Below are 26,917 nucleotides of genomic sequence, written 5' to 3' on the forward strand. Positions count from 1 at the left end.
GATGGTTTATACGATCTCAGCCCCACCACACAAAAAGCAGAGGATAACCTTCAGCTCGATCAACCGTGCTAAAATATTGACACTTCTGCCTGTAAGTCTTATCTCGATCTATTTCTTCGGTTTACCGGCTCTTGGTATCCTGCTGGCAGGAATACTTGCAGCAGTCGCAACCGAATACGGCATACAGATGATATTCAAACAGGATGTCACGATAAAGGACGGCCATGCTGCAATGATCGGTCTTATGCTTGCATTACTTACACCACCGGAAGCTCCTCTGTGGCTGCCGGTGGTAGGTAGTTTCATTGCGATATCAATTGGAAAACACGCTTTCGGAGGAATAGGTTCCTATATATTCAATCCGGTGCTTGTTGCATGGGTCTTTATCAGGAGTGCCTGGTCAGATCCCATGACACCATTATCCATCCCGCACATAGGTCAGTTTTCTGATCTTCTGCTTGAACCCGGTGCTGGTCTGCTTGTCGGAGTATCTCCTATAGCACTTCTGGCAGGTCTGTATCTGATCTATAAGAGATATGTGGAATGGAGAGTACCACTGCTGTTCTTCCTGACAGTATTCTTCTTCAATCAGATCATAGCTTTTGTAAGCGAGATTGTAACCCTTGTACAGGAAGGCGTTTTGAATCCACTCCTGTATCTGGCTACGATGTTCACTTTCCTTGAATTGACAGAAGAGCTCTCATTTGCAATGGTAGGCGTGGTCATATTCGGTATAATCTTCCTTGCAACGGATTCACCGACAACCCCGGTCACAAAACAGGGACGCCTTATCTATGGTGTTGTGTGCGGACTGCTTGTTTCCATATACGGACTGTTCGGAAATTATGTGGATGGTACCCTCTATGGTATTTTCCTTGCAAATGGTGTGGCATCATTTGTTGAAGCAAGGACCATTCCGGCATCATTCAGTCAGGAATCGGTTCTCGAGCGCAGCTATAACCGTGTGATGGAAAAGATTCCCTCTGCCCTGAAATTTGAGGTGATATCGGATGACTGATTCAAACAAACAAACTGCTGTTGTCATAGGTAAACTTGTGCTAATATCGGTGCTTGCTGCACTGTTACTTGCGATTACATATATCCCTACCAGTGCACAGCTTGAAGAGAACATGATAGCTGCTCAGAAAGAAATATTGGGTCAACTGATGCCAAATGCCCAGAACTTCGAACCTGTCGAGGGAGCAGAAAATGCTGAAGGTGAAAGAGAGATACTCTATTATCGTGCAGTGGATGATTCCGGTAATATCATTGGTTATGCCTTCTTCAGGGAACAGGGTGGTGCACAGGGTCCGATTGTCGTGGCCGGTGCAGTTGATTCATCATTCTCGAATGTACTGGGGATGGATGTTTTAAGCCATGAGGAAACCCCGGGTCTGGGCTCAAAGATCACCAATACTGAGTTCAGAAGTCAGTTTGAGGATATTCCTGTATCGCAACTTGCTCTTTCAAGTTCCGGAGGCTCGATAGATTCCATAACAGGTGCCACCATATCTTCACAGGCGGTGGTCGATGCAATGGATGCAAAGATAGAGGAGATAGAGGAAGCAGAGGCTTAGGTGATATAAATGGATCCATTAAGTGAATATATTCGTGGAATTACTAGGGACAATCCGATCTTCGGACTGGTACTGGGTCTCTGCCCGACACTGGCTGTGACCACATCGGTAGAGAATGCGATCGGTATGTCCGCAGGTACGGCTTTCGTACTGGTGTTCGCAAACATTTTCGTTTCGGCACTCAGGAAGCAGATCCCTTCTGCTGTAAGGCTTCCGATATTTATCATAATCATTGCTACATTCGTATCCATTGTGGATATGTTAATGGAAGCCTACTTCCCGCCAATGTATGCGGCTCTGGGTGTTTTCATTCCCCTGATCGTGGTAAACTGTGTGATCATTGGACGTGCTGAAGCATATGCTAACAAGAACAATGTCTTCTATTCTTTCATAGATGCGCTTGGAATATCCACTGGTTTCCTGCTGGTATTGATGCTTATAGGTGGGATCAGGGAGATCCTTGGAACAGGACAGATTATAACTTTCGGTTACACATTGTTTTCTCTTCCTGCTAACCCTGATGTGACTACAATGATTCTGCCACCAGGTGCATTCCTTACAATTGGTGTTCTCATGGCTATCGTGAACTATCAGAGAGCAAAGAAAAGGGCGAAAGGTGGTTAATTATGGTAGAAAAAGCTTTATTTGCAATATTCATGGAAGGAGTTTTCATTAAGAACTTCCTTCTTATCCAGTTCCTTGGACTCTGCTCTTTTGTAGGAGTTACCAAGGACTTCAAAAGTGCTGCGGGAATGTCCGGAGCGGTCATTTTCGTTATGGCGATGGCTGCAACGGTATCATATATGATATACACTTACGTATTGATACCAACAGGTATGGAGTTCCTTGACCTGATCAGTTTTATCGTGGTCATAGCCGCACTTGTACAGCTTGTAGAATTCGTTGTCAGAAAAAATATTCCTTCACTCTATCGCTCACTGGGAATCTACCTGCCGTTGATCACAACCAACTGTGCCGTGCTTGGTGTAGTGTTGCTGAATGTGCTTTCCGAATATAACCTGGTACAGAGTGTTGTGTTCGGTATTGCTGCAGGTGTTGGATATACCATTGTCATGATAATGATGGCATCAATAAGGGAACGTTCGACCTTCGTACATATACCCTCATCAATAAGAGGTCTTCCACAGGCCTTCTTCATTGCAACCATGCTGTCACTGGCATTTGTTAATTACTTCTGGGTGATACCAATATGAATATTCCTGGTAGTTTTCTGGTAGAGGCAATGGCCATCCTTGGAGGTCTAGGTCTTGCAGTGGGTATAATGCTCATTGTCGCTTCCAAGAAATTCAAGGTAGAGACCAATCCTCTTGTGGAAGAGATAATTGATGTCCTTCCGGGTGCTAACTGTGGAGCATGTGGATTTGCAGGATGTGCCGACTTTGCAGAGCGTGTTGTTGACGAAGATGCCCCTATTAACGGATGTCCTGTAGGTGGCTTTGACGTTGCAAAGGAGATCGGTGGAATTGTCGGACAGGAGGTTTCCGAGGGTGAGACCCAGTATCCGTTTGTCCGATGTAACGGTGGAGTCAACTGTATCGACAGATTCGATTATGTGGGCTTTGAGGACTGTAAGGCTGTCATGATGCTCTCAGACGGTGAGAAAGGCTGTAATTACGGCTGCATGGGTCGTGGTACCTGTGTCAGGGCATGTCCGTTCGATGCCATAACCATCAGTGAGGACCGCCTTCCGCATATAAATAAGAACCTCTGTACCAGTTGCGGACTCTGTATAGCCTCATGTCCGAACGATATCCTTGTATTTGCAAAGGAATCTGAGAAGGTACATGTACTCTGTATGTCCAAAGACAAGGGTAAAACTGTCAAGCAGGTCTGTAACGTGGGTTGTATAGGCTGTAAGATATGTGAGAAGAACTGTCCGGAAGATGCTGTAAAGGTCACGAACTTCATTGCGGTGATCGATCAGGATAAGTGTACAGCTTGTGGAATATGTGTAGAGAAATGTCCGCAGAACACCATAGAGGCGAGGTAAGATCATGACATACGATACAAGAATAGGTCTGGATGAGAATATAGTCGCAGCTTTGAGCTATGTCGGCATCTGGATAGCAGGGATCATTCTCCTGCTCATCGAGCCGGATAATAAGTTCGTAAGGTTCCATGCAATGCAGTCACTCATGGTATTCCTGCCGTTGTCCCTGATAGTATTCCTGGTTGCCTGGATTCCCTATGTGGGATGGATACTGGCCGATTTCATGGGATTCCCGTCTATGTTTCTGGTAATCCTGCTTGCTTTCCTTGCACTCAGGGGTATGAAGTTCAAGATACCTATAATAGGTGATTACGCCTACAGGATGGTATACGAATAAGACTCCTTTGAGGTCGGTGTTGCCACCTTCCTCAAATATATTATTTTTATTGTACGAAAGGTTAAAAAATAACGCCAGCTATTTATGCGACCAGATAATACTTTTTCCAGCCGGAGGGTTTAGAGATTAAAGAAGAGATATGGATTGAGAAATACAGGCCCTTTAAGCTTGATGATGTGGTCGGCCAGAGCGAAACCGTCGAAAGGTTAAGATCCTATATTCAGACACGGAATCTTCCTCACCTTTTGTTCTCCGGTCCGCCTGGCGTGGGAAAGACTGCCACAGCCGTGTCCATTGCACGCGAGCTCTTTGCTGACTCGTGGCAGGAGAACTTCACGGAGCTCAATGCATCAGATGAACGTGGAATTGATATCGTAAGAACCAAGATAAAGAATTTCGCAAAAACATCACCTATTGGCGGGGCGGACTTCAAGATCATCTTTCTTGATGAAGCCGATGCGCTGACATCCGACGCCCAGTCAGCCCTCAGGCGTACAATGGAGCGTTATACGAATAACTGCCGCTTTATTCTCTCCTGCAATTATTCATCGAAGATTATAGAACCCATACAGTCAAGGTGTGCCGTATACAGATTCCGGCCCCTTTCCGACGAGGCGGTTGCCGAACGTGTACGTCTGGTAGCTGAAAGTGAGGGTCTGGACATCGCTGACGATGGTGTTGATGCCATAAAATATGTGGCTCAGGGTGATATGAGAAAAGCTATCAACGGCCTTCAGGCTGCAGCATTGATCGCAGATACGATACACAAGGACGCAATCTATAAGATTACTGCCACGGCACGTCCTGAGCAGGTTCGTGAGCTAATCGAGACGGCCCTGTCAGGTAATTTCACTGCTGCGAGGGAGCATCTGGACAGCTTTTTACTGGAACAGGGACTCTCGGGTGAGGATGTTGTCGGCCAGATCTACAGGGCAATGTTCGAGCTGGATATTCCTGAAAGGAAAATGGTCGAACTTGTGGATGTTATAGCCGAGGTTGATTTCAGACTGACAGAAGGTGCAAACGAGCGCATCCAGTTGGAATCACTACTTGCTCATTTTGCATTATCGGGAACGGAGTGAGTCACAATGCCTCTGGAGGAGCAGCTCCTTGAGCTTTTCAGCTCTGTCCCCCACTGGCTGGCGACCATCTTCATCAGCGCGATTCCGATTGCTGAATTAAGAGGTGCCATACCCATTGCAATAGGTGTGTATGATATGGCTCCTGTGTCGGCATATTTCCTGGCCGTGATCGGGAATATGCTGCCTGTAATTCCCCTTCTCCTCTTCCTGGAGCCGGTATCAACGTATCTGAGACGTTTCAGGATTTTTGATATCTTCTTCTCTTGGCTTTTTGACCGGACACGAAGGAATCACACTGAAAGGTTTGAAAAGTATGGAACCCTGGCACTGACACTTTTTGTTGCCGTTCCTCTGCCTGTGACCGGTGCATGGACTGGCTGTGCTGCTGCCTTTGTGTTTGGAATCAAGTTCAGACATGCCCTTCCGGCAATACTTATAGGTGTAATGATAGCAGGCCTGATAGTCAGCTTTGTTACGGTATCAGGTATTGGTCTGTTCGACCTGCTGTCGGGTAATGTATAAATTAAAAAAAACAGAAATAATAGAAGCTATACAAAACAAGAGTTGAGGACTTACTTGTCCAGCATCTCTTTTGCGAGTTTGATATCTTCTGCTTTAACGGTTTTTCTTCCGGCATGCTCTGCCAGTTTTATTGCTTCTCTTGATATCTCGAGTCCATATGACTCAAGCATCTCTGTCAGGGCTATGGCCGCTGATTCGCTTACTCTCTGAGCTCCAGCATTTCTTATTACCCTTTCAATGGGTGCAAATGGTATTATTGTCATAAAAATCCCTCTATGTAACTTACATCTTCTAATGGAGCATTCTATATAAGTTAATTGGTAAATAAAGTATATAAATATGCTTAATCCTGTATTAATGTTTCATAACTGCATTTAATACATATCCAGCTTGCAGTAAATGCAATTTCTTCATTAACAGCCTGATCTTGTCGATATAGAGTTCCGGGGATTCCAGAAACAGGGATGATTATCTGTGTTTCATTTTCTCAGCCAGATCCTTTCCCAGACGGTTGCACTCAAAAAGATCCTTTTCCGTTGGTTTGTGCTGGATCCTGAGTACCGGGTCGATGACCTCCATTCCTCCGTTACGCAATTTATCAGCTATCTGTACAGGTGCTTCTCCGCTCCATCCGTATGATCCGAAAGCTGCGCCGATCTTCCCATCAACCCCTGCTTCCACAAGCTTGTCAATGAACTTTGCTATGGGATCAAGCATGGTGTAATAGAAGGTCGAAGAACCCACTGCAATGGCATCGTATTGTGCTGCTTCATTCGGATCCCATTCATAGAAATTATCGATGTCAACATCCACATGTCTTTCTTCTGCACCTTCTGCGATGGCTTCTGCCATCATCTTCGTGTGTCCCTGAGTACTCAGATATACAATTGCAAGTTTTGGCATTTATTATCACTCCATGATTGGGACATATTAGTTGTCCCAAGCACACTCCATAAAGCAATTGCTGTTTGCTTGTTGATATATATTTCCACAACACATGATATTATGGCATAAGCCGGGATACTTGATCTGAATGAATCTGCTGGCAGCCTGGAAATAAAACAAGTATGCAATGGCAAAATACAGGACTTATTTATGTCGTAACTCTATTTCACCTCAAAGATTCATAATCCTTATATTCAGTTTATTGTATAGTAATTATTAATACAAGACAGAATTTGTGTGCTATAATATCGGGTGGGTAGTGTGGTAACTACAGCTTCAGCGGGCGGTGCTAACAGAAAGGCTCTGTTAATCGGAGGAATAATCTCCATAATTTTAGGATTACTGTTGCTGATATTGACTGAAGCAACCCTGTCGGTAATTATATTCTTTATAGGTATCTGGTGGCTTATCCAGGGATTGATCCTGATATTCTATGCCTATCTTGACAGGTCACGCTGGATATGGAAAGTAGCCGGTGGTATTACTGGTATACTGGCAGGTCTTATAGTCCTGATATCTTCTTCTCAACCCGGCTCCATCCTCCCGGAAATCCTTTTATTCATCCTGGGTTTCATGGGCATGTTCATAGGTGCCACATTCATCATGGGAACTTTCAGGGAAGCCGTGGGCAGCAAAACTTTCGGTGTTATAAGTATTATCATCGGTGTGATCCTGGTGATGAATACATTATTGGGTGATCAATTGACGCTATGGTTGATTGCAGGTCTTCTGATACTGGAGGGTATTGTGGCTGTATTTATCAGTTATCGGTAATGTCTTGCCTGCAAGTAGGAGGATTAGAAATTTTTAACCAGGCATATCGGTTGCATAGCTTATGGGAATGAGTAAGAATAGCTGATAATTTTAGCAAAACGTACCTAAAATGCTATATATTATTGCTGATAACCGGATATTCTAAAACATCAACCTTCTTTCTTTAACGGAGGCCATCATGGATGAAGTAACTGCGCCCCATGTAGAGGAATTAAGCAGGGCGCTTGGTAATGAATATAAGGAAGAGATAAAGGCGGAACTGGAAAAGTTACTTAATTTTAAAGTTCCGCTGGAAGAAGCAAAAAGGACTGTTATCAATAAATTCATGTTAAGTTCTCCTTCTGCAGTGCATGTAAAGGATCTTGTGGCAGGCATGAGCGGATTTGAGATAACGGGGCGTATCATTGGTATAGAAGAGAAAAAGGTAGTTGTGAAAAACGAGCACAGGACTATTTTCTCGGGTTCCCTTGGTGATTCCACAGGGATTTGCTCCTTTACCTGCTGGGACGATATGTCTCTTGAGGCAGGTGATGTTGTGCGGATCAAGAATGCATACGTCAGGATGTGGAACAATCGTACGGAACTCTATTTCGGTAAACGCTCAGTGGTGGAAAAGTTGCCGGATAATTATTTACCTGATAGCGAAATACCTGCTCTGTCGGGCCCGAAGAAACTAAAGGATATCTCTTCTGTTGATGTGCTTGCAAGCTCTGTGGTGGTTATAGTCGAGATGTATCACAGGGATGTTTCCCTGAAAGGCAGGGTCCAGACCATAGTTGAAGGTGTGATGGCAGACGAGACAGCTAAACTCCCGTTCACTTCATGGATACCTCTTACAGGTATTGACATCGGCAGTTTCATAAGTTTTGAAAATGCGGCTGTCAGGGTTTTCCGGGGAATCCCTTCTATCAATTTCAATCAGGGCACCACCGTAGAACCAGTCGAAGAGGCCTATGAGCTTCCTTTCACTTTTGATTCGGCAAGCAGGCCACCCGAAGCTCTGCCCGCTTCCCGTATACTTGATAACAGCGGGATGTTCGATATTATGCTTATCGGGGATATCATTTCCGTAAGGCCTGGCTCGGGGATGATCGAGCGCTGTCCGGTCTGTAACCGTGTCACACAGAAGTCAAACTGCCGGGCCCACGGACAGGTGGAGTGTATCTCCGATATGCGCATGAAACTGATACTCGATGACGGCACGGGCTCCGTTCATGTGATGCTGAACAGTGAGCTTTCCGAAGCAATTTACGGGAAAAGTATGTATGAGGCTGAAAAGATGGTCCTTGATTCAATATCCAGGGATGTGGTGTTCGAGGATATGAGGCGTAAGCTTACGGGGAAATATATTGCCGTAAGGGGTAACTCTTCAAGGAACGAATTTGGTGTTACTGTGGTGGCAAAGTCTGCATGGTATCCGGACTATGACCTGAAAGAAAAGGTCGGATCTCTCATCGGGCGGATTGACAGGAAGGTGACAGCTAATGGCTGAAAGAGAGATGGCTTACAGATTATTTGCCAGGGAATTCAATGATTCACAGTTCCAGATAAGCCCGGGTGCCGATCAGTCTGGTGAACAGGACCTGCATTCTCCCAACTTCCTTGTTACAAGGGCAGGTGCCAAGGTAAACCGTCTTTTTATAGCCGGGGTCGTCACCGAGGTTGAGGATATAGGCAATCAGAAAGGCGGAGAGAAAGAATTATGGAGAGCACGCATCTCTGACCCCACAGGTACATTCACGGTATACTCGGGCAATTATCAGCCTGAAGCCTCGGTATTTCTGTCCACCGTAGAGGTACCTTCATATGTGACAGTGGTGGGGAAGGTACGATCATATGAACCGGGTGATGGTTCCGTGTTCGTATCTGTAAGGCCAGAGGAGATTAACATTGCGGATGAGAATGTCCGTAACAGATGGGTTGTTGAAACTGCAAGGCTCACACTTGATCGTCTCGATATCTTTGAGGATGTCCTCTCATCGGACATGAGTGAGACAGGGATCATAGAATACCTGTCAAGCGAGGGTACTCCTTCCTATATCAAAGAAGGGGTCTGCCTTGCAATGGACTATTATCATACTGATGTGACCTACCTTAAGGATCTAAGAGAGGACATCAGAAATGCCCTGTTAACAATTGACGAAGGCCTGTCATCGGAAGATGGTTCCCGGTCGGATACGGAAAGCATAATACTGGAACTCCTTGAACAAATGAATGAGGGTAAAGGTGTGGAATATGCTTTACTTTTAAAGGAAGCCGGCTTGAAGGATATATCAGCCGAAGAAGTGGATTCTTCCATACGTTCCCTTCTCTCCCGAGGACATGTATATGAGCCGAAAGTGGGTTTTCTGCGGATTGTAACCTGATATTTTTGCAGGCTTTTTCATTTTCGTAAGTGTCCGCCATACTTAAATACAGATAACTATTAAACCAAAAAAAACATTCAAATCTTGTCAACATTATAAATATAGGAGGGTCGAGCATGCAGCGTGAAGATATAATTGAACAGGTAAGTTGCAGTATTAAAAATATGAAAGGTGTGGGTGATACCCTTATCCTGACAGAGGAGGACCGTGAGACCATAAGGGAACTCGAGAAGAAAGCCGACGAGATGACTCTCATGGGTCTTGGAAGAGGTGATAACAAAGGTGTCAAGCAGGTTCTGAAAAATGATGTCATCTTTGCCTTCACAACGAATATGGATTTTGAGTGGCCTGAAGGTCCGAATGTCATCCTCATGCACGAGGGTTGTGTAGTTGGCGAGGATATAGCTGATGAGAAAAAACTTGAGGAATACAAATGCTGTAAAACCAATCTGGTCATAGGTAATATTGTCATCTATGATGTAGGTGTACTCAAACGCATGGATGCTAAAAAGAATCCTCTTATTGTAGTTCTCCCTCCAAAACCCTGTTCAGAGGTAGATGAAGTTCCACAGGTCTGCAATGCAACACTTGCCTCCCCCTCTCCGCCAAGTGATGAATATATCAAGGAAAGACTGGGACTTGAGAACATACACGGTACAGGTAGTTTCCTGGTTGGCTTTGATTTTGACTGCTCCTGTAATTAAAACAACTCTCTTTAGCGTACCGGGTAAATCCCGGTCGTTTTTTGGAAATTCATATCTGTTTCCGGAAGTTTTACGTGAACAGTTGTGCCTTTTCCTTCTTCACTTTCTATCCAGATGTTGCCATGGTGGGCTTTTACTATTGACCTGGCAACATATAGCCCCAGGCCGTTTCCGTTATACTTACGGGTGATCGAACCATCTGTCTGGTAAAATCTTTCAAAAACGTTTTCAATCTCTTCTTCAGGTATCCCGCTGCCCTTATCTGTGATCTTGACATGCAGGCTTTTATATCCTTCATATGCACAGATTTGAATTGAACTTTGCTCGGGTGAGAATTTGATGGCATTGTCCAGTATCTGAACAAATACCTCTTTCAGGTAAGCCCTGTCTCCGTAGATAAAGGGTAGCTCCTTTTCAATATCCTTCTCGATAAGTTGCTGCTTTCTGCTGATCTCAGGGTTCAGGCTGGATATCGCACCGTCTATTACATCCTCCAGCCTTAAATGACTGAAGGAATACTCGATATCCCCGGAACTTGCTATGCTCATAAAGATCAGTGAATCTATTCTGTGAAGTAGCCTTTCACAACTGTCTAGGATTTTACACAGGGCATCTTTCTGTTTCTCATTTATGCATCCGAGATCCTCTTCATGCATCAGTTCGGAGTAGCCTTTTATCGGTATAAGGGGAGTTTTCAGCTCATGCCTTAAGTTCGATATGAATTCGTCCTTCATTCTCTCAACAGAATCAAAATTATCATAACTGTCTCTGAGTTCCAGGTAACGCCTGCGGGAAAAAATGAGTGAAATAATAAGCAGGAACATGAGTATTATTGACAGTTCTCCGATTCTGAATCTGACAAAGAGGTCCGGCTCTTCTATTAAAATTCTTGATATGCCTGCCAGATTACTTACAATGAACAGGAAAACCGCAATGATAACAACCAGGATTACATCTCTTGATGTTTTTTCCTGTAGTGTTTGTTTTTTGAAGCTTAGCGTTTTTCCTTTCATTTTGCCTACATGAATCTGCTTTCTTTTCTGACTGGTATTTATTTTCCAGTCTGGCCAGAAAAAATATTCCGACTATTAATATATAAATATTTCATAATAGTTTTATTTTGACAGAATCTCATCAATTATATTTCAATAATATCTACCGGGTGACTATTCAAAAAAGAATAGCTTTCATGGATATAAGGCACGATTTAAAAATAAAAGACGGTTTCAAGTAGAGAAACCGTATTTGAACCTGTAAAAAGAAGGAAAGTATAGAATTTATCCCTGTGAATTACTTATTATCGTATATTTTCAGGGCTTCATCCACCGATGCATCATCTATTGTGATAGCATAGATCGCATTGCACATTCTGACAGCTTCGTCAAGGGATTTCTGATGAACATTCCTTCCGGTTGCATTACCCTGAGCACCGCTTATGTGTATCTGTTTATGCAGTTTTTCCAGGAACTTTGCGCTGTCATCACTGGATCCGCCTGCACATACAACCTTTGTCCTTCCGGCGGCCAGAACTGCTTCCTTGAACACCTCTTCGGATTTTTCACCTTCCTTTTTCGGGTAGTTCACCTTAACGAAGTCAGCATTGAGGGTTGCACCGACACCGGTAGCTCCTGCTATCAGGTGTGGGTCCTTCTCGTCGGCAACCGCAGCTCCTCTCGGGTATATCCAGAGCACTGTTATGAGTCCATGCTTGTGTGCGTTGTATATCAACTGGGCTGCCTGGTTGAGCATATCAGCCTCGAACTCACTTCCAAGATAGATGGTATATCCGATCCCAAGGATCTTGAGTCCGCTGTTCTCGCGGAATTCCACGATCTGCTCAATGTCATATAGCTGGTTGCTGAACGGATCCATCTGCTTTGTCTTCACGAGATTTGTTTTTGAGTTTATCTTCACAAGGTATGGCACATCAGCGTAATCCATTCCGTATCTTGCAATAAGGCCTAGCTGGGTGGCAAAAACACCTATTTTTCCCTTTGATGCGATCCTGAAGAGGTGTTCCGGATCATTGTCATCTTCCGGAATATCTTCTCCGAAAAAGTCATCGTTAAGGTGCTCTACCTTCTGGTCACCTGCAAAAAGCATCATTCTGCCTGTTTCTCTTGTGATCTCCATATAGTTGCGGATATATGTTTCACGAGCAGCGAGCGGAACGTCTAAAGGTATCTTTATATCTTCTTCCCTAATTGAAACCATTTGTATCACTTAAACCTGAAAATGTTTATTATGTAATCTGCTTTTTATTTCGTAAGTATCATTAATCATGTTTTTCTATTTTAAACATTGTGTGTGAAGTCCTAAATATGCGAAAGTAGTGACCCTGCTGGCAATACTGTCCGGGAAACAATGGTAATGTTTAATATAATATATTGCATTGTATAGACGAAAAAGATATAGTCCTGAATAATGTTACTGATAAAAGGCAATGCTTATGACCATTGTTGCGGGGATAAGAAATAAGATGATATTTTACAGATGGATCATATATCATGATCAGCTTAGTGAAATTAAGTGAGATTATATTACATTCATAACGGGGATTTCTTGTGAACTCTATATACTTTTTAGGTCTGGCGGTCTTCGTGCTCTCCATGAGCCTTATCGCCCAGTTTCTCAGCAGAAAATTCAAGGTTCCTATCATACTTTTTCTTTTGTTTGAAGGTATAATTGCAGGACCTGAAGTACTTGGCATCATTAATCCGATGCTTTTTGGTGACGGACTGACCGCCATTGTTTCGTTCTCAGTTGCTATCATCGTTTTTGACGGTGGTCTTCATATTGATCTCAAGAGCATCAGGACCATTCAGAAAACAGCTCTGAAGCTCACGACAATCGGCGTACTGATTACTTTCATAGGAGCCACTGCCGTAACCTATCTACTTCTTGACCTGCCAATAGAACTCGCAGCTCTTTTCGGAGGACTTGTGGCAGCTACCGGACCGACGGTAATAACTCCGCTTGTAAGGAATATACACGTCAGCCACAAGATCAGCAAAATACTGGAAATAGAAGGTGTGCTCAATGACGCTGCAAGTGTTATTATTGCTGCGTTCATGTTCGAATGGATAGTATCCCAGCTTTCAGGTTTTGAAGCAGTTGCTTTCATACTGCAGAGGCTACTGATCGGTCTGGTCATAGGTAGTCTCAGTGGTGAGCTACTCAAGCGTGCTCTTTCCAGTGGTTCGGTGGTAACCGACCAGACTGCAAGGTTGGTTACCCTTACTCTGGTTCTTGCAGCGTATGTTACATCTGAACTTCTGGGTAATGAATCAGGAATCCTGGCTGTGGCAGTATTTGGAATTATGATCGGTACTTCAAAGATACCGCATAAAGAGGCACTCAAGGAGTTTAAGTCGGATCTTGTACTTGTAATGCTTTCACTGATATTCATTCTTCTTGCTGCCATGTTGCGTTTCCAGAACATTCTCAACCTGGGCTGGAACGGAATACTGGTTGTAGTGCTGCTTATGGTTCTGGTCAGGCCGGCAGCGGTCTTCATCTCGACCATCAGTTCCCGCCTTAAGGTACAGGAAAAAGCTTTCATTTCTTTTATCGGCCCAAGGGGAGTTGTTCCCGCATCCATTGCAACTTATTTTGCACTGAGGCTGGATGCCCTTGATATTGCAGGCGGGGACACGCTGGTAGGTCTTGTCTTCTTAACAGTAATAATCACAGTAATCTTGACAGGCACAATGGCCAAGAGTGTGGCCAATTTACTAGGAGTCATACCAATGGAAATTCTGATAATAGGTGGAGGAGAGGTCGGAAAGATTCTGGCCGAAAGATTTGAAAAGAGGGGAGAGAACGTCCTTGTAGTCGATAACTCCGAGGAGAAATGCAGCCGTTTGCTCAAACAGGGTATAAGGGCTGTACACGGGGATGCAGAGGACATCAATGTGCTAAAGGCAGCGGGTATTGAAAAAGCCAAATATGTGGTGGCAACCACAGATCAGGATAATACCAACCTGCTGGTCTCACAGATCGCCAAGAGTAAGTTCGGCCTGAAGGAAGAACAGATAGTTGCCAGGGTCAACAGTATGGAGAATCTCCACGCTTTCTGGGACCTTGGGATCCGCTCCATGAGTCCTCAGATGACCACCGCCCTGGTGCTGGATAATATGGTGGGCAGAAGCTCCATGTTCTCCCTGTGCGAGGTGGGTGAAGAAGGTGAGATACTGGAGGCCAGGGTTACAAATCCGAAGATCGTCGGCAAGGCCATCAAGGAACTGTCCCTTCCTGAGAACAGCCTTCTGCTTATGATACGCAGGGATGAGAAATCCCATATCGCAAATGGTAACTTCGTACTGGAGTATGATGATCTTGTGACCGTTATCGGTGAGGGTGACTCAGCAAAGGAAGTTGCCGATATCCTTCACCGGTAAACGGATCAGGTGAGGTATTCACAGAAATTGGGGCTCATATCTGCCTGAATACTTTCACCCCGCTTACTATTTGTATTTATAGCAGTACTGCATACAATATATCTGCCTCTCCAAAAAGACGAACAAACAAGAGGCCGAGGTTTGAAAATGAAAGACATTGCACAAGAGATTAACTCAAAGTTTCTGGAATTAGGGGTAGAGATTCCTCTGGAAGACATTGAAGAAAGACTTGACAAGATGATCAATAAGTTCAAGGTCCCCAAAGAGGAAGCAAGAAGAAGTGTTGTGAACTATTTTTTGAAAGAACACAATATACCCAGAAATGATTTTTATACAGGTCAGTCAGAATCGCCCCAGAAAATGGTCTCTGATCTGAATTCCGATGGTAAATGGGCCAATGTGAAGGCAAAAGTGGTACAGCTCTGGGAGAATACCCATGAATCCATATCACAGGTGGGTCTTGTAGGTGATGAGACCGGCACTATCAAGTTTACAAAATGGGAAAGAGCCGAACTCCCTGATGTTGAGGAAGGCAAAAGCTATCTTTTCAAGAATATTGTTGTGAATGAATGGAACGGCAAATTCCAGATAAATCTCAACAAGACCAGTTCTATTGAAAGCATTGATGAGGATCTGGAAGTAGGAAGCTCCACCGCAACATTCACAGGTGCCATGGTGGATATACAGTCAGGTTCCGGCCTTATTAAGAGATGTCCTGAGTGCAACAGAGCCCTGACAAAGGGTGCCTGTATGGAACACGGGAAGGTCGACGGCATCTATGACCTGAGGATAAAAGCCGTAATGGATGACGGTACCACAACCCAGGATGCAATTATCAAAAGAGATATTTCAGAAGATATTACAGATATGACCCTGGAAAACGCCATAGCAATGGCTGCGGATGCCCTTGACCAGGGAGTCGTGCTTGAACAGATGAAAAAAGCCCTGGTCGGTAAATATTATACGATCAGCGGTTCAAGAATTGAAAGGTACCTGCTGGTTGATTCCATTGATCAAAAGCTTGCTCTGGATCAGGCGGAACTGGATGAACTCATCACTGCTGCGGAGGCGGTATAAATGGCGGGCTATACTAGGGAAGTTGCACGCAGGGTCTTTGCCCAGGAGTTCAGGGAATCAAACCTGACCTATAAGGATGGAGATGACCAGTATGCACCACAGTATCTGCTTATACCTACTGGTGCCAGGGTGAACCGTTTGTTCATAGTCGGTACCCTTGTGGAGAAAGAGGATATAGGAAGTGATTCCGAATACTGGCGTGGCAGAGTGATAGATCCTACGGGTTCTTTCATGATATATGCCGGACAGTATCAGCCGGAGGCTGCACAGATCCTTTCGGAATGTGATACTCCTGCCTTTGTTGCAATAGTCGGTAAACCAAGTACCTACACAACCGGGGAAGGAGATGTACTTACGTCGGTACGTCCGGAATCCATTCATGTGGTTGACGGACAGACAAGGGATCTGTGGGTGGTTGATACTGCAAAGAAGACGCTTGCACGTCTGAAGGAACTGGAGAACGGTTCTCCGGATTCTGTAAAGGCGAAGGAACATTATGACCCTGATCTGAAGCAGTATTATTCAATGGTCTCACAGGCTCTCAGGTCACTGAAAGAGACACTCTGATAATAAACATTTTTCCGGTGCATCTCTATGCACCTACTTTTCCGATACTTGCTTTTTTTATTCATATATTAAAAAATATAACCAAAAGTATCATAAGCCTCTGTATCATCTATTATTTGAGGGTGATTCAATGAAGACCTATCTTCTGCTCTGGTACAGTAGTGAAGGTACGACGCCTTCAGAGGTAAACAGGAGTCTTATGTCTCTTGGATTTAAAACAATGCAGGGCGCATATGACTATGTATATGAATGGAGCGATAATGTGGACCTGGATGAAATCCTGCGCTTTAGTGATAAAGTCCATATGACTTTGAAAGGCACAGGTGTAATGTTTAAAACAGAGACTGTGAACAATAAGGACTGAAATAATAAAAAAGTGAAGGACGATTTTATTTTTCCCCGAGCTTCCTGGAGAAATCAACGTAACTGCACGATTGTCCTGTGATCTCAATCAACTTCGTGCTCACAGAACCATTGTCTACAACTAGCTCTACTGCGCTTGGATCTGACATCCTGGGTTTATTCGGCGATCCGGGACAGATCAGAAGTACATCGCTTTTTTCTATAATAGGCCTGTGCAGATGTCCGAATATAAGTACATTAACTCCCATCTCCAGTGCTTTATATCTTATTGATGTGGTATCGACCACAGACAGTCCGCCCTGATGCACAACACCTATTTTAACGTCCTCGACTTCAAAGACCAGCTCCTCGGGAAGCAGCTCTTTCAGTTCCGTATGATCAGAGTTTCCGTGTACTGCCTTTAATTTCCCGGTAGATTCCAGTGCCCTGTAAAATTGCGGTGAACTAAAGTCTCCGGCATGTATTATCAGATCGTAATCCTCAATGAGTTCTGAAAGATACGGTGGTATTTCTTCCTTTTCAAGATGTGTGTCAGAAATTATGATGCATTTGACGGTGATTTGAAATCCCTTCTGTTTGATCTATTGAATACTCAGGTCAACAAGCTCGTATTCCAGATTCTCTGCTTCGAGCCTGCTAAGGATCGTGGGGACTTCCTCGTCTATTGCCAGCACAAGTGATGAGAGACCATGATATGCAGCTTCGATCACTGATTCCTTGGCACCGAACATAACATCCGGCTCCATGTCTATCTTTTTCAGGGCGACTAAGGATTCCACGCCCACAATAGCAATATAGGCTTTAGATCTTGCAAGGGATCTCAGGCGTTCAAGATCAACATTCTTTGAACCGCCGCGCTCCACCCTTGGCACCCTGCATATGGTTATGCTGGCGTTCTCAAGGTCTATAAGGCCCATAAGGTCGGTAACTCCCACATCCTCTCCTTTCGTAGCATCGGATATAGTAGTGCCGGATGCGCTTGTAACCTCTTCAGTACCTACGTACAGGAGTCCTTCCCTCATCTTAAGATAGACCTTAGTGTCTTTTTCAAGGTCCTCTTCCGCTATTGCAGTCCAGGTTGATACATGACTTATGATATCACTCATTACATAGCGGGCATAACGTTTCATATCATTTGCGTTCTCAAGTACCCATTCCACTCCCTGTTTGGTGATACGGTAGCGAACCCTTCCTTCTGAGTAGATGTGTCCCTCGGCGACGAGTTCTTTGATATACTCGGAAACCGCCTGGGGAGTGACGCCTATTTTTTCAGCTATCTCCTTTTGCCTGACGTTTGGCTGATGGGCAGCCACCTCGATCAGTATCTGGAATTTGGTTATGCCACTTTTGCTATGAAGGAGTTCTATCATTCTTATTCCTCATCCATCATTTTTAGCCTCTGTCCCATCACGGACAGTTTATCGGAACGTCTGGCAACAGCACGAATATACAAAGGACTCTTGTTCAAGGCCCTGGTAAGGCTGCTCATCGAATTATTTCCCTGCTCTACAAGATTTTCAAGTTCTTCAATGATGTCCTGTACTTCCTCATATGGCATGAAGGTCAGCATTATAATGTCACTCATATCCTCAAAAGAACACTGAAAATTTGTCTGTACTTTTGAATATGATGTACGATATTCCTTCTCAGGCGTTTTTCCCGGTTCCGGCATATGCCATTGACTTTCGATGAGTCCGCTTTTCTTGAGTATACTGATACTTGATGTCACATCAGTACCTAATACCTCTTCCAGATCATCTTTGGTCATCCATAGATTAAGTAATTCATCAAAAACTTTCTTGTGTCTCTTTGATCCAAAAACTTGAAGCAGAGGTACGAGTTCAGAGGGGTCATTAATAATTCTTGTTCGTTTACTCATTTAATTACCTCATAATATGGACCTGTAATTACCACATTCGAACCTCTCAATTGGCTCCTGTGGGATGTCTCTAACTTAAATAAGTGTAATTTAGTACCTCTAATATTGGCTTTTGATAAATAAATGTGTTTTGTTTTCAGACAGTTTCAAAATACAACCCCATCCCGGTATCACTTCAATCAAAGCAAGGAACATTACGTTTGTAGCTGTTCCTTTTTCATAAAGTCCACGGGCTACGGCGGGATGTGCAATGCCTGTCCACAAATACACGGAAGGACTTAGGTGTTATGTGATTTATTGTTCTTATACTTACCTCAACAGGAGTTTGCAAATAAATTTGACCGATAGGTTTATCCAAGTTTGTTATCAATACTGGTACGAGAAAAACATGCCTGAAAATCTCTATTCTAGCATTTATGAAATCCTAGAAGGTAAACAGCTTTCTATAAGCGCTATCACACGTGAATTAAAAGAGGTCGGTGTCAATGAACATCGCCTTATAATGACAGGATATCTGCGTGCTCTCAGGGACATGAAGAAACTTGATGAGATCGACATCCCTCCCTCCAAGGTATACAGAAAGATAGATACGGAGGGTGATAATTCACAGCCTGATATTTACTCGCTGATAGCCAGAGAGATAAAACATTTTGACCACAATATTGGCCTTGCTCTCGCGGTCTACGTCATGACCACCATACTTGACAGGCCGGTTTTCAAAGAAGAGCTGCTGAAAATCGGTTTTACCACGAAAAGTATAAACGATCAACTGTCCGGTCCAGAGCATATGATAAAAGAATCGAATAATGAAAATCTGAGGGAATATATTTCAGGCATAACAAAGATAAGCATACCTCCGGGTGATCCTGCATATGAGGTCAGTATGGATGGCAGTGTTCTTCTTGAAGACGCCAACTGCCTGCTTGTAAAGATACTCAGACTTTCACTGGACATGAGTGGCCTGACACCACGGACCAAAAGAACGACTATCGCGGATTTCGGATAAAAATCAAAAGAAGCTACGTTAGTATGACTGAAGTCAGAATTGCATGCATCCAGACAGATATATGCCTCTGCCAGAAAGAAAAGAATATAGAAAAAGCTATTTTCATGATAGATAACGCTCTCTCGCAGGGCGCAGAGATCATAGTACTCCCGGAAGTTTTCTCCACCGGTTTTTGTTATGATGATATGCCCGGTTCGGCCGAGTATGAGGGCGGATCGACCTTAAGGAAACTTTCCGAACTTACAAGAGACAAAGGTTGTATCATAATATCCTCTATCATCGAGAAAATATCATCAGATAAAGGGGAGAAATACTTCAACCTGGGATTTTGTATCGATAATGGTGTAATAACCGGTACCTATCGTAAAACCCATCCTTTCCAAAAGGAAAAGCAATATTTTTCCCCGGGTGATTCCATATTACCAATCAAACTGCAAAGCAAAGAACTTACAATAGGCCTTCAGATCTGTTATGAGCTGCGCTTCCCGGAAGTCTCCAGAAAGCTCAGTCTCATGGGTTCCGATATGCTGGTAACAGTTGCCGAGTTTCCAAAACCACGCAGTGATCTGTGGCAGACACTTGTCAGGGCAAGGGCCATAGAGAACCAGATACCTCATATTGCCTGCAACCGTACAGGCAGCGACCCCGATAAGTCCTTTTTCGGAAGTTCCATGATAGTGGACGCATCCGGCGAGCTTGTTAGAAAAGCAGGGGAAGAAGAGTCAATACTTGTGTATGATATAGACACAGAGAAGACATCAGATGTCAGGAAAGCTATAACAGCTCTTGATGACAGAAGGCCTGACCTGTACTGAAAATCGATTGTTTTCAGCGGTGAAGTGTAACCCAGAATAAACTTCCTTTTCCTTTGGGATTATCTTCCACTCCCACATCCCCGTCATGCAGTTCCATTATACGTTTTACAATGGCAAGACCCAATCCTGTTCCCTTTATGTTGGTTTTTCCGACACGTTCAAAACGGTCGAATATAAGTGGTTTGTCGGCATCAGGGATTCCTTCTCCTTCATCCATTATCGACACCTTCAAGCTTCTGTCATCAAATTCCGAAACCACAACTTCTATCGTTGATCCTTCGGGTGAGTATTTTATGCTGTTGGAGAGCAGGTTCGAGAATACTTCCTCTATTATCCTGTTTACCCTTGCAGTGTATTTTCCTTCGGGTCTGAAATCGATACTTATCTGTTTTTCATCGGCTTTTGGCTGAAGGTTTTCCACAACCTCCTCCAGAATATTTCCTATGTCCGTTTCCTCAAAGTCAAGCTCTTCAACACTTTCCAGCTTTGCCAGATTGGCTGCGTTCTCGATCATTTCAATAAGTTTCAGGTTGTTCCTTTCGATAGCTTTTAAGGCTGATATTTTCTGTTCGTTCTCCTCATATTCGATAAGGTACTCCACATATCCTTTTATCACTGTGGCAGGATTTATCAGATCATGCCTGAGTATATCCGTGAAAAGGTCCTTCAGCTCATTGGAATGTTTGAGCTGGGTGAAATACAGTTTGAGTTTTGTTTCTGCAGCTTTCCTCTCCCTCACTTCTACTTCAAGCTCCTGGTTCTTTGAATTGAGTTCCGCCGTTTTTGTCTCTATCTTGTTCTTCAGGACGAAGCTTAAAATAATGAAGAGCAGGAGAAGCCCGCCACCGACACCAACGCTGAGTTTGAGCCATGCAGGGCTCTCCCAGGTATTAAGATTCGGCTGGCTGCTCTGTGCGAAGTAGTATACTGATTGGGGGTCCTCCTTCAGTTGCCTGACATTAATATCAATGGTTTCTGCCATCTGTGGGTCCGCGCCGTCCGAAAGAGCAAATACCATGTCAGTAGGAGCTATTACTATAGACAGACCGGAAATTGAATAATCATCTTCAACGGATTCCCCGTAAAGATTTGAAACTATTCCGGCATCAACTTCTTCCTTCTCCACCAGACTGAGAACCTCGCTGTAACTGTCTGTTTCAACAAAGCTATAGCTTGAATTACTGCCGGAAGTACTTGCATTCAGGTCTTTGTAGAATATGTCTGAGCTCTGGACAGCTATTCTCTTTCCCTGAAGGTCCTGCATGGAGCCAATATCCGAACCTGAATAGGTATATACAACACCCCAGATGGTCGTGACACTTTCATTAGTAAGGATATACTCCTCACTCATTTCCGGTGAGCGGGGAACAGAGACCATAATATCGATCTCACTATTCTTCAGCCTCTCAAGATTATCTTCCAGAGATTCCGGAATATAGTCAATTTCCCATCCTTCGTTCTCTGCGATCGTCTCGATTATACTGGCATAAAGGCCTGTAACTTCTCCGTCCTGGCCAATAATTACGAGAGGTTCATTATGGAAAACACCTACCCGGACAGTATTATCCTGATTGTCCGCAAGGGCTGCGGGCACCTGCACTAGAAAAGATATCAGTATTAGGCACGTCAAAATAGTTTTGAACAGGATTTTTCTGTTTTTCAGCCTTGCACCCTCTTTTGTGGTAGTATGCAGCATATGAATTATATATAATTTTGATATATATTTATTTGCTTTAATACATCTTTTGCAGATCTCCTTTTATATTCTTTTATTTTTCTTGTAAAGATATCATTGTCATTGCTTGCAATTATCCTCTTGCCGGCGATGTATTATTTCTGGAGCATAGCCTTTTTTTTAAATTTATTTATCACGTAAAACATGGAACAAGCTTAAGATATTATGAGGCACATAAGCAAATGCGTCACAATCCTTGCATAAATTGAGCTTATTTCTCCCCTGAAGTATTTTATTTCTAATAGTCCAGAATTCTTTGCCATTCCATATCTCTACAATACTTTGTTTTGTCAGATCTCCCAGAGTATATGTTCCAAGGGCATCTCGGGTACACAGGCTTATTTTACCATCCGGCCTGACTATAAAAGTATTGAATGGACTAATACAGGGAGAAGTTAAATTAGAAATCTTACTTTTATTTGGTGCCTGTCCACCTCTCGTTGTTCTAATTGCATTCTTGCGTATAAGTCGGATTTTTACTTTTTTATGAAATTCTTGCTTTTCCTTTATAAAATCAAAAATATCCTGGACCGGATCATTAAGAGTGTCATTATCGTGATAGTTATCTATAAGGAGAAAATCCAGATTTGGAATCAGTTTTTGGAACATTTCCACTGTGAGTAGTGTTCCATTTGTAAATAAATGGATATGTCCGTCGGGCAAATTCAGTCTCGCAATTTCAGCGAATTCTATAATTCTTTCATCTAGCAATGGCTCATTATTTGAATAAAGGTTTAACTTGCCTGAAAAATTTAAATTGCTCAACTGATTAATTATAGAAATGAACAGTTCCCGTTCCATCAACTTAAAAGGTCGAGAATCCACTTTTTTGTTAACCGGACAAAAAGCACAATCACCATTGCATCTATTTATCGTTTCGATTTCAATAACCTCAAAAATGGGGTAATTTTCTTCATCAAGTTTTTTTTCTATTTCTTTCTTTACCAAGGGTTTTATGATAAAATCCTGTACCAGCGATATGGAAGGAAGAATGTTCTTTTCATAAAATGATGGATTGTTTTTTTGAATAAAGATTGCTACTTTACCACTTACTCCTCCATGGGTGATATCTATTATTTCAGATTTCCCAGACCCCATATATTTACTCTCAAATCTGACACTGATGATTAAAATAGTGCCCTTAGCTTTGTAGTATGAAACAAGAGTAATATGCATTTTGGATTTAATATCCCAAACATTAGTCTTAAGAAGATTAAATTCCAGAATTTAAAAGCTAATTCGAGTCTTTTTTGAGACTCTATCCTAATAACCTGGTGTGGATGATTTTATTCAAAAACTTAAATTTTAGCGAGCGGCTAAATAAATCATATGAGTGTATGTATAACTATTTGAATTAGAATAAAATATGGTATGGCAAAGTCTGTGTGACAATGCCACAAAAAGTATTATTCAAGGTATATGGCAGGTCTCAGGGGTGCTGCAAACCTTGACTTGTTCTCGGGATCATAGTCCGGATCGTCTGCTGTGTATACTTCAACAGGACATCCGATCTCCTTCTCAAGACATCTGTCGTTCTCTTTGAGTATGCTCTGCTCGTCAAGGTCAAAGCCAAGCAATCTTTCAAGTCTCTCTGTTTTCATACTCTTGATGTCCGGGACAAGCTTCTGCACATACTTTGGTATCTCCTTGCCGTATCTGCGGTTTTCGGGGTCGGACATAAGTGTCTTGATGAGCTTGCCGGGATTTAAATCCTCTTCATGCAGCATCTTCAGAGCAAGTTTGAAAGCCTCTGTCTTCCATGAAGGAGCCGTATACAGCACAGCCTTCTTCGGGGTGAGCTTTGTGACCTTGATAATCTCCTCGATGTCCGAGAGTGTATTACCTATAAGCTCTTCGGCAAGCTCTGCATCATTGTCCACATATTCCGGGTTAAATATCGGATATGGTGCCAGGGATACATAGTCTCCTTCACCGTGTCCCATGGCAGACCAGATCTCCTCACAGATATGAGGTGTGAAAGGTGCCATCAGGCGTACCCATGTATCAAGTACGTCATAGAGTACCGCGCTTCCGCCGCGTCTCTGGTACCATTTGACGTCATTATACAGCAGGAAGAAGGAATTCTGCAAGGCACCCCTTGTCCTGATGGATGTCATGTCATTATTTGTATCTCTCACGAACTGCTGCAACCTGCTGAGCATCCAGCGGTCGATCAGCTGAAGTTCTCCATCAATTCCCGAACTTGCACCTGAGTCGATGATCTCCTTTGCCAGCTTGTAGAACCTTTCCATCTGCTTTTTGGCACTCTCGACACCTGCATTTCTCCAGTCAGCATCCTGTGTCTGCTCAGCACTGGATAGGATGTACATACGTGAGACATCTGCACCGTATGTGTCAACTGCTTCCTTCAGTGTGAGTATGGGTCCCTTGGACTTGCTCATCTTCTGTCCTTCAAGGGATACGAAACCGTTCACTGCCAGCGCACGGGGCCACCTGTCCTCGTCGAATATCGCTACATGGTGGAAGAGGAAGAAGAGCAGGTGATTTGGTACAAGGTCCTTTCCTGAGGATCTGAGATCCACCGGATACCAGTAATCGAAGTCTGACTTCATGTTTGCAATGAGCGGTTCATCAAGCCCTGTATCCTTTGCAACCTGCTGTACCGTACCTTTCCCAAGAAGTACATAATCAAAGAGTGAGGGTTTGAGCTGTTCCGGAAGTATGCCGTTTGAGAAGAACTTGTTGGTGATGTAATAGGACATGTAGATAGTCGAATCTCCAAGGGATTCGATAAGCCAGTCCGTGTCAAAGGGCAGTCTTGTGCCGAGTCCCTTCTTCCTGGCACATGCCTTGTCCTTGAGCCAGTCTACTTTGTTGTTGAACTCCACCCTTATCTCTTCAGGGATTATCTCCATATTCTCGATACATCTGTAGACCTTATCCTTCCACTCGGGGTTGGAATAGTTCAGGAACCACTGACCCTTCACCATGTTCACAACACATGGCGTTCCGCAGCGACAGACAACAGGCTCGCTGAATTCGTAGAATATCTCTCCGATTCCTTTATCTAGAAGGTCTCTGGTGAGTACGTCCTTGATCTTGGAGACTGCAATTCCTGCGTACTCTCCGGTATTCTCCTTGAGCACACCACCGTGGAACTCGCGACGGTATACGAGTTTGGTTGCCTCTTCTGCTTTCGGGTCCTTCTGGTCCACTACTCCGAGCTGCTCAACAGCGTCTACAGCGGGATATTCTCCGAACTCCTTTACCTGGATAAGTGAAATGAATTCTATATCCCGGACATTTTCAGTAATGCCATATTCGGAAAGATCCCTGTCATAGAGGTCTTTGACCGCCAGATAGTCATATGGTGCGTGTGCCGGCACACTCATGACTATTCCGCTTCCGTTTCCTCCTTTTACAAATGATGCGGGCAGTGTGATAATCTCTTTTTCTGTGAGGGGATTCTTTACCTTGATACCTATTATAGATTCAGAGGGCACTTTTTCCACAAATTCTACTTCCCTGTCAGTGTAGGTCAGCTTATTGTACGCTTCCCTGCTTACTATCCAGAACTCCTCTTTTCCGTCCTGTTTTACCTTTACTTTGACATGTTCGATATCAGGGTTGACCCAGAGGTTCGTGACTCCGAAAATTGTCTCGGGACGCAGGGTGGCACATGGCAGGATCATACCGTCATACTCGAACTTGATGAACGTGTAATCGACAATCGTTGCCTCTTCACCGTGGAGGATATCATGGTCCTCTACAGGATTATTGTCATTAGGACACCATTTTACAGGATGTGATCCCTTTACAATCAGGCCCTTGTCATGCAGCAGGTTGAACTGCCATTCAATGAACTTCTTATATGTGGGATCTGTGGTTGTGAACTTCCTACGCCAGTCTATGGAATAACCAATGGAGCGCATTGCGATCTCAGCTTCCACACTGAAATAGTCCACTATCTTCTCGGGTGTGTCAAGTGATGGCAGGATATCTTCAGGGATCTTGTGCAACCTGGAATAAACATCCATTGTCTGGGGATCCCTGTTAGCGATAAGTTCTGCAAGTCCGACTATAGGGGTACCTGTTACATGGAAACCCATTGGGTAGAGTACATTATAACCCAGCATTCTCCTGTGTCTTGCGACAACATCGCCTATTGTGAAGGTCCTGGTGTGTCCGGCGTGTAAGTTACCGTTTAAGTAAGGATAGGGGATCGTTATGAAGAACTTCTCCCTCTCGTCGGGTTCCGGTTCGAAGACCCGGCTTTCATTCCAGCGGCTCTGCCATTTATTTTCTACTGCATGCGGATTATAATCCTGTTCCATAGTTCGCACCTTCTCACGCCGGTTTTTGATTTTTGATAAAATCGTGATTTACTTGGTAAAATCTAAATATCAATTTTGTGTCTTAACTTTGTAAAGACAATCTTTCTTATATTAGGTTCTTGTGCTGCTAATAAGTGTCAAGCTAAATAAAACATACGGGAATTAAAGCTGTTTTTGCTCGGATATTGTTTTTGAAGTTAAAAAAGATAATAAAAATGTGTATTTAAACTCATCTTATTCTTTTGGATGCATGTTCTCTCCGCAGCACGGACACATGATCCTGCCTTCGTCACATACGTCACAGGGAACGATCACTTCCATCTCAAAGGCGCAGTTTTCACATGAATACTGGTCCCCGATTTGCATATCACAAGATTTGTCCATAGGTCTAACCTCCCATAATTAATCTGCTTCCCCGGAAAATATAATTTGCGCAATCTTTAATGCTTACAGGATACCGTT

Annotated in this window: 29 protein-coding genes; 18 read left to right on the forward strand and 11 right to left on the reverse strand. The window is 43.6% G+C overall.

Going from position 1 to position 26,917, the window contains the following annotated elements; translation table 11 throughout:
• The first annotated feature begins 1 nt into the window (after position 1).
• From rnfD to HWN40_RS02525, 8 genes are all read left to right on the forward strand, one after another.
• A complete protein-coding gene (rnfD, locus tag HWN40_RS02490) occupies positions 2–1,018 on the forward strand; it encodes an Rnf electron transport complex subunit RnfD (protein ID WP_176964275.1) in 1,017 nt (338 codons plus the stop codon).
• Positions 1,011–1,577, forward strand: a complete 567-nt coding sequence (gene rnfG / locus HWN40_RS02495; protein ID WP_176964276.1) for an Rnf electron transport complex subunit RnfG — start codon at positions 1,011–1,013, stop codon at positions 1,575–1,577. The genes rnfD and rnfG overlap by 8 nt, the downstream gene beginning before the upstream one ends.
• 9 nt (positions 1,578–1,586) lie before the next feature.
• Entirely contained in the window at positions 1,587–2,201 is a 615-nt protein-coding gene (gene rnfE, locus HWN40_RS02500) for an Rnf electron transport complex subunit RnfE (protein ID WP_176964277.1), read from the forward strand.
• 2 nt (positions 2,202–2,203) lie between these two features.
• Positions 2,204–2,791: an Rnf electron transport complex subunit RnfA gene (rnfA, locus tag HWN40_RS02505; protein WP_176964278.1), complete on the forward strand. Its 588-nt coding sequence runs from the start codon at positions 2,204–2,206 to the stop codon at positions 2,789–2,791.
• Positions 2,788–3,588 carry a Fe-S cluster domain-containing protein gene (locus HWN40_RS02510; RefSeq protein ID WP_176964279.1) on the forward strand — a complete coding sequence of 267 codons (801 nt, stop codon included), beginning with the start codon at positions 2,788–2,790 and terminating at the stop codon, positions 3,586–3,588. The genes rnfA and HWN40_RS02510 overlap by 4 nt, the downstream gene beginning before the upstream one ends.
• Positions 3,589–3,592: 4 nt before the next feature.
• A complete protein-coding gene (locus tag HWN40_RS02515) occupies positions 3,593–3,925 on the forward strand; it encodes a DUF4870 domain-containing protein (protein WP_176964280.1) in 333 nt (110 codons plus the stop codon).
• A 125-nt stretch (positions 3,926–4,050) separates the two neighbouring features.
• Positions 4,051–5,007 (forward strand): replication factor C small subunit, encoded by a 957-nt coding sequence (locus HWN40_RS02520; protein ID WP_176966244.1) that lies wholly within the window; start codon positions 4,051–4,053, stop codon positions 5,005–5,007.
• 6 nt (positions 5,008–5,013) lie between these two features.
• Positions 5,014–5,529 (forward strand): COG2426 family protein, encoded by a 516-nt coding sequence (locus tag HWN40_RS02525; protein WP_176964281.1) that lies wholly within the window; start codon positions 5,014–5,016, stop codon positions 5,527–5,529.
• 50 nt (positions 5,530–5,579) lie between these two features.
• Here HWN40_RS02525 and HWN40_RS02530 read toward each other — a convergent pair whose 3' ends face one another.
• Positions 5,580–5,792, reverse strand: a complete 213-nt coding sequence (locus HWN40_RS02530) for a histone family protein (protein WP_176964282.1) — start codon at positions 5,790–5,792, stop codon at positions 5,580–5,582.
• Positions 5,793–5,997: 205 nt separating this feature from the next.
• Complete coding sequence (locus tag HWN40_RS02535) at positions 5,998–6,432, reverse strand: flavodoxin domain-containing protein (RefSeq protein WP_176964283.1); 435 nt, start codon at positions 6,430–6,432, stop codon at positions 5,998–6,000.
• 303 nt (positions 6,433–6,735) lie between these two features.
• Between HWN40_RS02535 and HWN40_RS02540 the strand changes: the two genes are divergently transcribed.
• The 4 genes from HWN40_RS02540 (at position 6,736) to HWN40_RS02555 (ending at position 10,318) form a co-directional block, all read left to right on the forward strand.
• Positions 6,736–7,248, forward strand: coding sequence for a DUF308 domain-containing protein (locus tag HWN40_RS02540; RefSeq protein WP_246275959.1), 513 nt, complete (start codon positions 6,736–6,738; stop codon positions 7,246–7,248).
• Between the two features lie 178 nt (positions 7,249–7,426).
• Positions 7,427–8,740 (forward strand): Single-stranded DNA binding protein, encoded by a 1,314-nt coding sequence (locus HWN40_RS02545; protein ID WP_176964284.1) that lies wholly within the window; start codon positions 7,427–7,429, stop codon positions 8,738–8,740.
• Positions 8,733–9,614 (forward strand): RPA family protein, encoded by an 882-nt coding sequence (locus tag HWN40_RS02550; protein ID WP_176964285.1) that lies wholly within the window; start codon positions 8,733–8,735, stop codon positions 9,612–9,614. Before HWN40_RS02545 ends, HWN40_RS02550 begins: the two co-directional genes overlap by 8 nt.
• A 116-nt stretch (positions 9,615–9,730) precedes the next feature.
• The gene (locus tag HWN40_RS02555; RefSeq protein WP_176964286.1) at positions 9,731–10,318 is read left to right on the forward strand and encodes a hypothetical protein; all 588 of its coding nucleotides are present in this window, start codon (positions 9,731–9,733) and stop codon (positions 10,316–10,318) included.
• An 11-nt stretch (positions 10,319–10,329) separates the two neighbouring features.
• On the opposite strand, the gene HWN40_RS02560 is transcribed toward HWN40_RS02555, so the two are convergent.
• A complete protein-coding gene (locus HWN40_RS02560) occupies positions 10,330–11,331 on the reverse strand; it encodes a sensor histidine kinase (protein ID WP_176964287.1) in 1,002 nt (333 codons plus the stop codon).
• Positions 11,332–11,608: 277 nt separating this feature from the next.
• Positions 11,609–12,532: a beta/alpha barrel domain-containing protein gene (locus HWN40_RS02565; protein ID WP_176964288.1), complete on the reverse strand. Its 924-nt coding sequence runs from the start codon at positions 12,530–12,532 to the stop codon at positions 11,609–11,611.
• 350 nt (positions 12,533–12,882) lie between these two features.
• Between HWN40_RS02565 and HWN40_RS02570 the strand changes: the two genes are divergently transcribed.
• From HWN40_RS02570 to HWN40_RS02585, 4 genes are all read left to right on the forward strand, one after another.
• The gene (locus tag HWN40_RS02570) at positions 12,883–14,718 is read left to right on the forward strand and encodes a cation:proton antiporter domain-containing protein (RefSeq protein ID WP_218165480.1); all 1,836 of its coding nucleotides are present in this window, start codon (positions 12,883–12,885) and stop codon (positions 14,716–14,718) included.
• 147 nt (positions 14,719–14,865) lie between these two features.
• Positions 14,866–15,795, forward strand: a complete 930-nt coding sequence (locus HWN40_RS02575; protein ID WP_176964289.1) for a replication factor A — start codon at positions 14,866–14,868, stop codon at positions 15,793–15,795.
• The gene (locus HWN40_RS02580; protein ID WP_176964290.1) at positions 15,796–16,362 is read left to right on the forward strand and encodes an RPA family protein; all 567 of its coding nucleotides are present in this window, start codon (positions 15,796–15,798) and stop codon (positions 16,360–16,362) included.
• Positions 16,363–16,492: 130 nt separating this feature from the next.
• Positions 16,493–16,726 (forward strand): hypothetical protein, encoded by a 234-nt coding sequence (locus HWN40_RS02585; RefSeq protein WP_176964291.1) that lies wholly within the window; start codon positions 16,493–16,495, stop codon positions 16,724–16,726.
• 25 nt (positions 16,727–16,751) lie between these two features.
• Here the strand turns inward: HWN40_RS02585 and HWN40_RS02590 are convergent, their stop codons facing one another.
• From HWN40_RS02590 to HWN40_RS02600, 3 genes are read right to left on the reverse strand one after another with little or no spacing between them, the layout of a single operon-like run.
• A complete protein-coding gene (locus HWN40_RS02590; protein ID WP_343044102.1) occupies positions 16,752–17,306 on the reverse strand; it encodes a YfcE family phosphodiesterase in 555 nt (184 codons plus the stop codon).
• Complete coding sequence (locus HWN40_RS02595; protein WP_176964292.1) at positions 17,307–18,095, reverse strand: DUF7839 domain-containing protein; 789 nt, start codon at positions 18,093–18,095, stop codon at positions 17,307–17,309.
• A 2-nt stretch (positions 18,096–18,097) separates the two neighbouring features.
• On the reverse strand, positions 18,098–18,604 hold the full coding sequence (locus HWN40_RS02600) for an ArsR family transcriptional regulator (RefSeq protein WP_176964293.1): 507 nt from the start codon (positions 18,602–18,604) through the stop codon (positions 18,098–18,100).
• Positions 18,605–18,992: 388 nt separating this feature from the next.
• Here HWN40_RS02600 and HWN40_RS02605 point away from each other — a divergent pair, with 388 nt between their 5' ends.
• Together HWN40_RS02605 and HWN40_RS02610 are read left to right on the forward strand one after the other, a co-directional pair.
• Positions 18,993–19,610 (forward strand): hypothetical protein, encoded by a 618-nt coding sequence (locus HWN40_RS02605; protein WP_176964294.1) that lies wholly within the window; start codon positions 18,993–18,995, stop codon positions 19,608–19,610.
• A 23-nt stretch (positions 19,611–19,633) separates the two neighbouring features.
• The gene (locus HWN40_RS02610; protein ID WP_176964295.1) at positions 19,634–20,425 is read left to right on the forward strand and encodes a nitrilase-related carbon-nitrogen hydrolase; all 792 of its coding nucleotides are present in this window, start codon (positions 19,634–19,636) and stop codon (positions 20,423–20,425) included.
• A gap of 13 nt (positions 20,426–20,438) precedes the next feature.
• Here the strand turns inward: HWN40_RS02610 and HWN40_RS02615 are convergent, their stop codons facing one another.
• The 4 genes from HWN40_RS02615 to HWN40_RS02630 all read right to left on the reverse strand — a co-directional run bounded on the left by HWN40_RS02615 (position 20,439) and on the right by HWN40_RS02630 (position 26,839).
• Positions 20,439–22,025 carry an ATP-binding protein gene (locus HWN40_RS02615; protein WP_176964296.1) on the reverse strand — a complete coding sequence of 529 codons (1,587 nt, stop codon included), beginning with the start codon at positions 22,023–22,025 and terminating at the stop codon, positions 20,439–20,441.
• Positions 22,026–22,286: 261 nt separating this feature from the next.
• Positions 22,287–23,336 (reverse strand): radical SAM/SPASM domain-containing protein, encoded by a 1,050-nt coding sequence (locus tag HWN40_RS02620; RefSeq protein ID WP_176964297.1) that lies wholly within the window; start codon positions 23,334–23,336, stop codon positions 22,287–22,289.
• 230 nt (positions 23,337–23,566) lie between these two features.
• Positions 23,567–26,455, reverse strand: a complete 2,889-nt coding sequence (gene leuS / locus HWN40_RS02625) for a leucine--tRNA ligase (RefSeq protein ID WP_176964298.1) — start codon at positions 26,453–26,455, stop codon at positions 23,567–23,569.
• 234 nt (positions 26,456–26,689) lie between these two features.
• Complete coding sequence (locus HWN40_RS02630) at positions 26,690–26,839, reverse strand: hypothetical protein (RefSeq protein ID WP_176964299.1); 150 nt, start codon at positions 26,837–26,839, stop codon at positions 26,690–26,692.
• Positions 26,840–26,917: the final 78 nt, after the last annotated feature.

The sequence above is a fragment of the Methanolobus zinderi genome (assembly GCF_013388255.1).
In the GTDB taxonomy this organism is placed as follows: Archaea; Halobacteriota; Methanosarcinia; order Methanosarcinales; family Methanosarcinaceae; genus Methanolobus; species Methanolobus zinderi.

Excerpts from the sequence above, each read along its gene's own strand:
- rnfD (WP_176964275.1), top strand. The coding sequence starts at position 2 with ATGGTTTATACGATCTCAGCCCCACCACACAAAAAGCAGAGGATAACC.
- rnfG (WP_176964276.1), top strand. The coding sequence starts at position 1,011 with ATGACTGATTCAAACAAACAAACTGCTGTTGTCATAGGTAAACTTGTG.
- rnfE (WP_176964277.1), top strand. The coding sequence starts at position 1,587 with ATGGATCCATTAAGTGAATATATTCGTGGAATTACTAGGGACAATCCG.
- rnfA (WP_176964278.1), top strand. The coding sequence starts at position 2,204 with ATGGTAGAAAAAGCTTTATTTGCAATATTCATGGAAGGAGTTTTCATT.
- HWN40_RS02510 (WP_176964279.1), top strand. The coding sequence starts at position 2,788 with ATGAATATTCCTGGTAGTTTTCTGGTAGAGGCAATGGCCATCCTTGGA.
- HWN40_RS02515 (WP_176964280.1), top strand. The coding sequence starts at position 3,593 with ATGACATACGATACAAGAATAGGTCTGGATGAGAATATAGTCGCAGCT.
- HWN40_RS02525 (WP_176964281.1), top strand. The coding sequence starts at position 5,014 with ATGCCTCTGGAGGAGCAGCTCCTTGAGCTTTTCAGCTCTGTCCCCCAC.
- HWN40_RS02530 (WP_176964282.1), bottom strand. The coding sequence starts at position 5,792 with ATGACAATAATACCATTTGCACCCATTGAAAGGGTAATAAGAAATGCT.
- HWN40_RS02535 (WP_176964283.1), bottom strand. The coding sequence starts at position 6,432 with ATGCCAAAACTTGCAATTGTATATCTGAGTACTCAGGGACACACGAAG.
- HWN40_RS02545 (WP_176964284.1), top strand. The coding sequence starts at position 7,427 with ATGGATGAAGTAACTGCGCCCCATGTAGAGGAATTAAGCAGGGCGCTT.
- HWN40_RS02550 (WP_176964285.1), top strand. The coding sequence starts at position 8,733 with ATGGCTGAAAGAGAGATGGCTTACAGATTATTTGCCAGGGAATTCAAT.
- HWN40_RS02555 (WP_176964286.1), top strand. The coding sequence starts at position 9,731 with ATGCAGCGTGAAGATATAATTGAACAGGTAAGTTGCAGTATTAAAAAT.
- HWN40_RS02560 (WP_176964287.1), bottom strand. The coding sequence starts at position 11,331 with ATGAAAGGAAAAACGCTAAGCTTCAAAAAACAAACACTACAGGAAAAA.
- HWN40_RS02565 (WP_176964288.1), bottom strand. The coding sequence starts at position 12,532 with ATGGTTTCAATTAGGGAAGAAGATATAAAGATACCTTTAGACGTTCCG.
- HWN40_RS02575 (WP_176964289.1), top strand. The coding sequence starts at position 14,866 with ATGAAAGACATTGCACAAGAGATTAACTCAAAGTTTCTGGAATTAGGG.
- HWN40_RS02580 (WP_176964290.1), top strand. The coding sequence starts at position 15,796 with ATGGCGGGCTATACTAGGGAAGTTGCACGCAGGGTCTTTGCCCAGGAG.
- HWN40_RS02585 (WP_176964291.1), top strand. The coding sequence starts at position 16,493 with ATGAAGACCTATCTTCTGCTCTGGTACAGTAGTGAAGGTACGACGCCT.
- HWN40_RS02595 (WP_176964292.1), bottom strand. The coding sequence starts at position 18,095 with ATGATAGAACTCCTTCATAGCAAAAGTGGCATAACCAAATTCCAGATA.
- HWN40_RS02600 (WP_176964293.1), bottom strand. The coding sequence starts at position 18,604 with ATGAGTAAACGAACAAGAATTATTAATGACCCCTCTGAACTCGTACCT.
- HWN40_RS02605 (WP_176964294.1), top strand. The coding sequence starts at position 18,993 with ATGCCTGAAAATCTCTATTCTAGCATTTATGAAATCCTAGAAGGTAAA.
- HWN40_RS02610 (WP_176964295.1), top strand. The coding sequence starts at position 19,634 with ATGACTGAAGTCAGAATTGCATGCATCCAGACAGATATATGCCTCTGC.
- HWN40_RS02620 (WP_176964297.1), bottom strand. The coding sequence starts at position 23,336 with ATGCATATTACTCTTGTTTCATACTACAAAGCTAAGGGCACTATTTTA.
- leuS (WP_176964298.1), bottom strand. The coding sequence starts at position 26,455 with ATGGAACAGGATTATAATCCGCATGCAGTAGAAAATAAATGGCAGAGC.
- HWN40_RS02630 (WP_176964299.1), bottom strand. The coding sequence starts at position 26,839 with ATGGACAAATCTTGTGATATGCAAATCGGGGACCAGTATTCATGTGAA.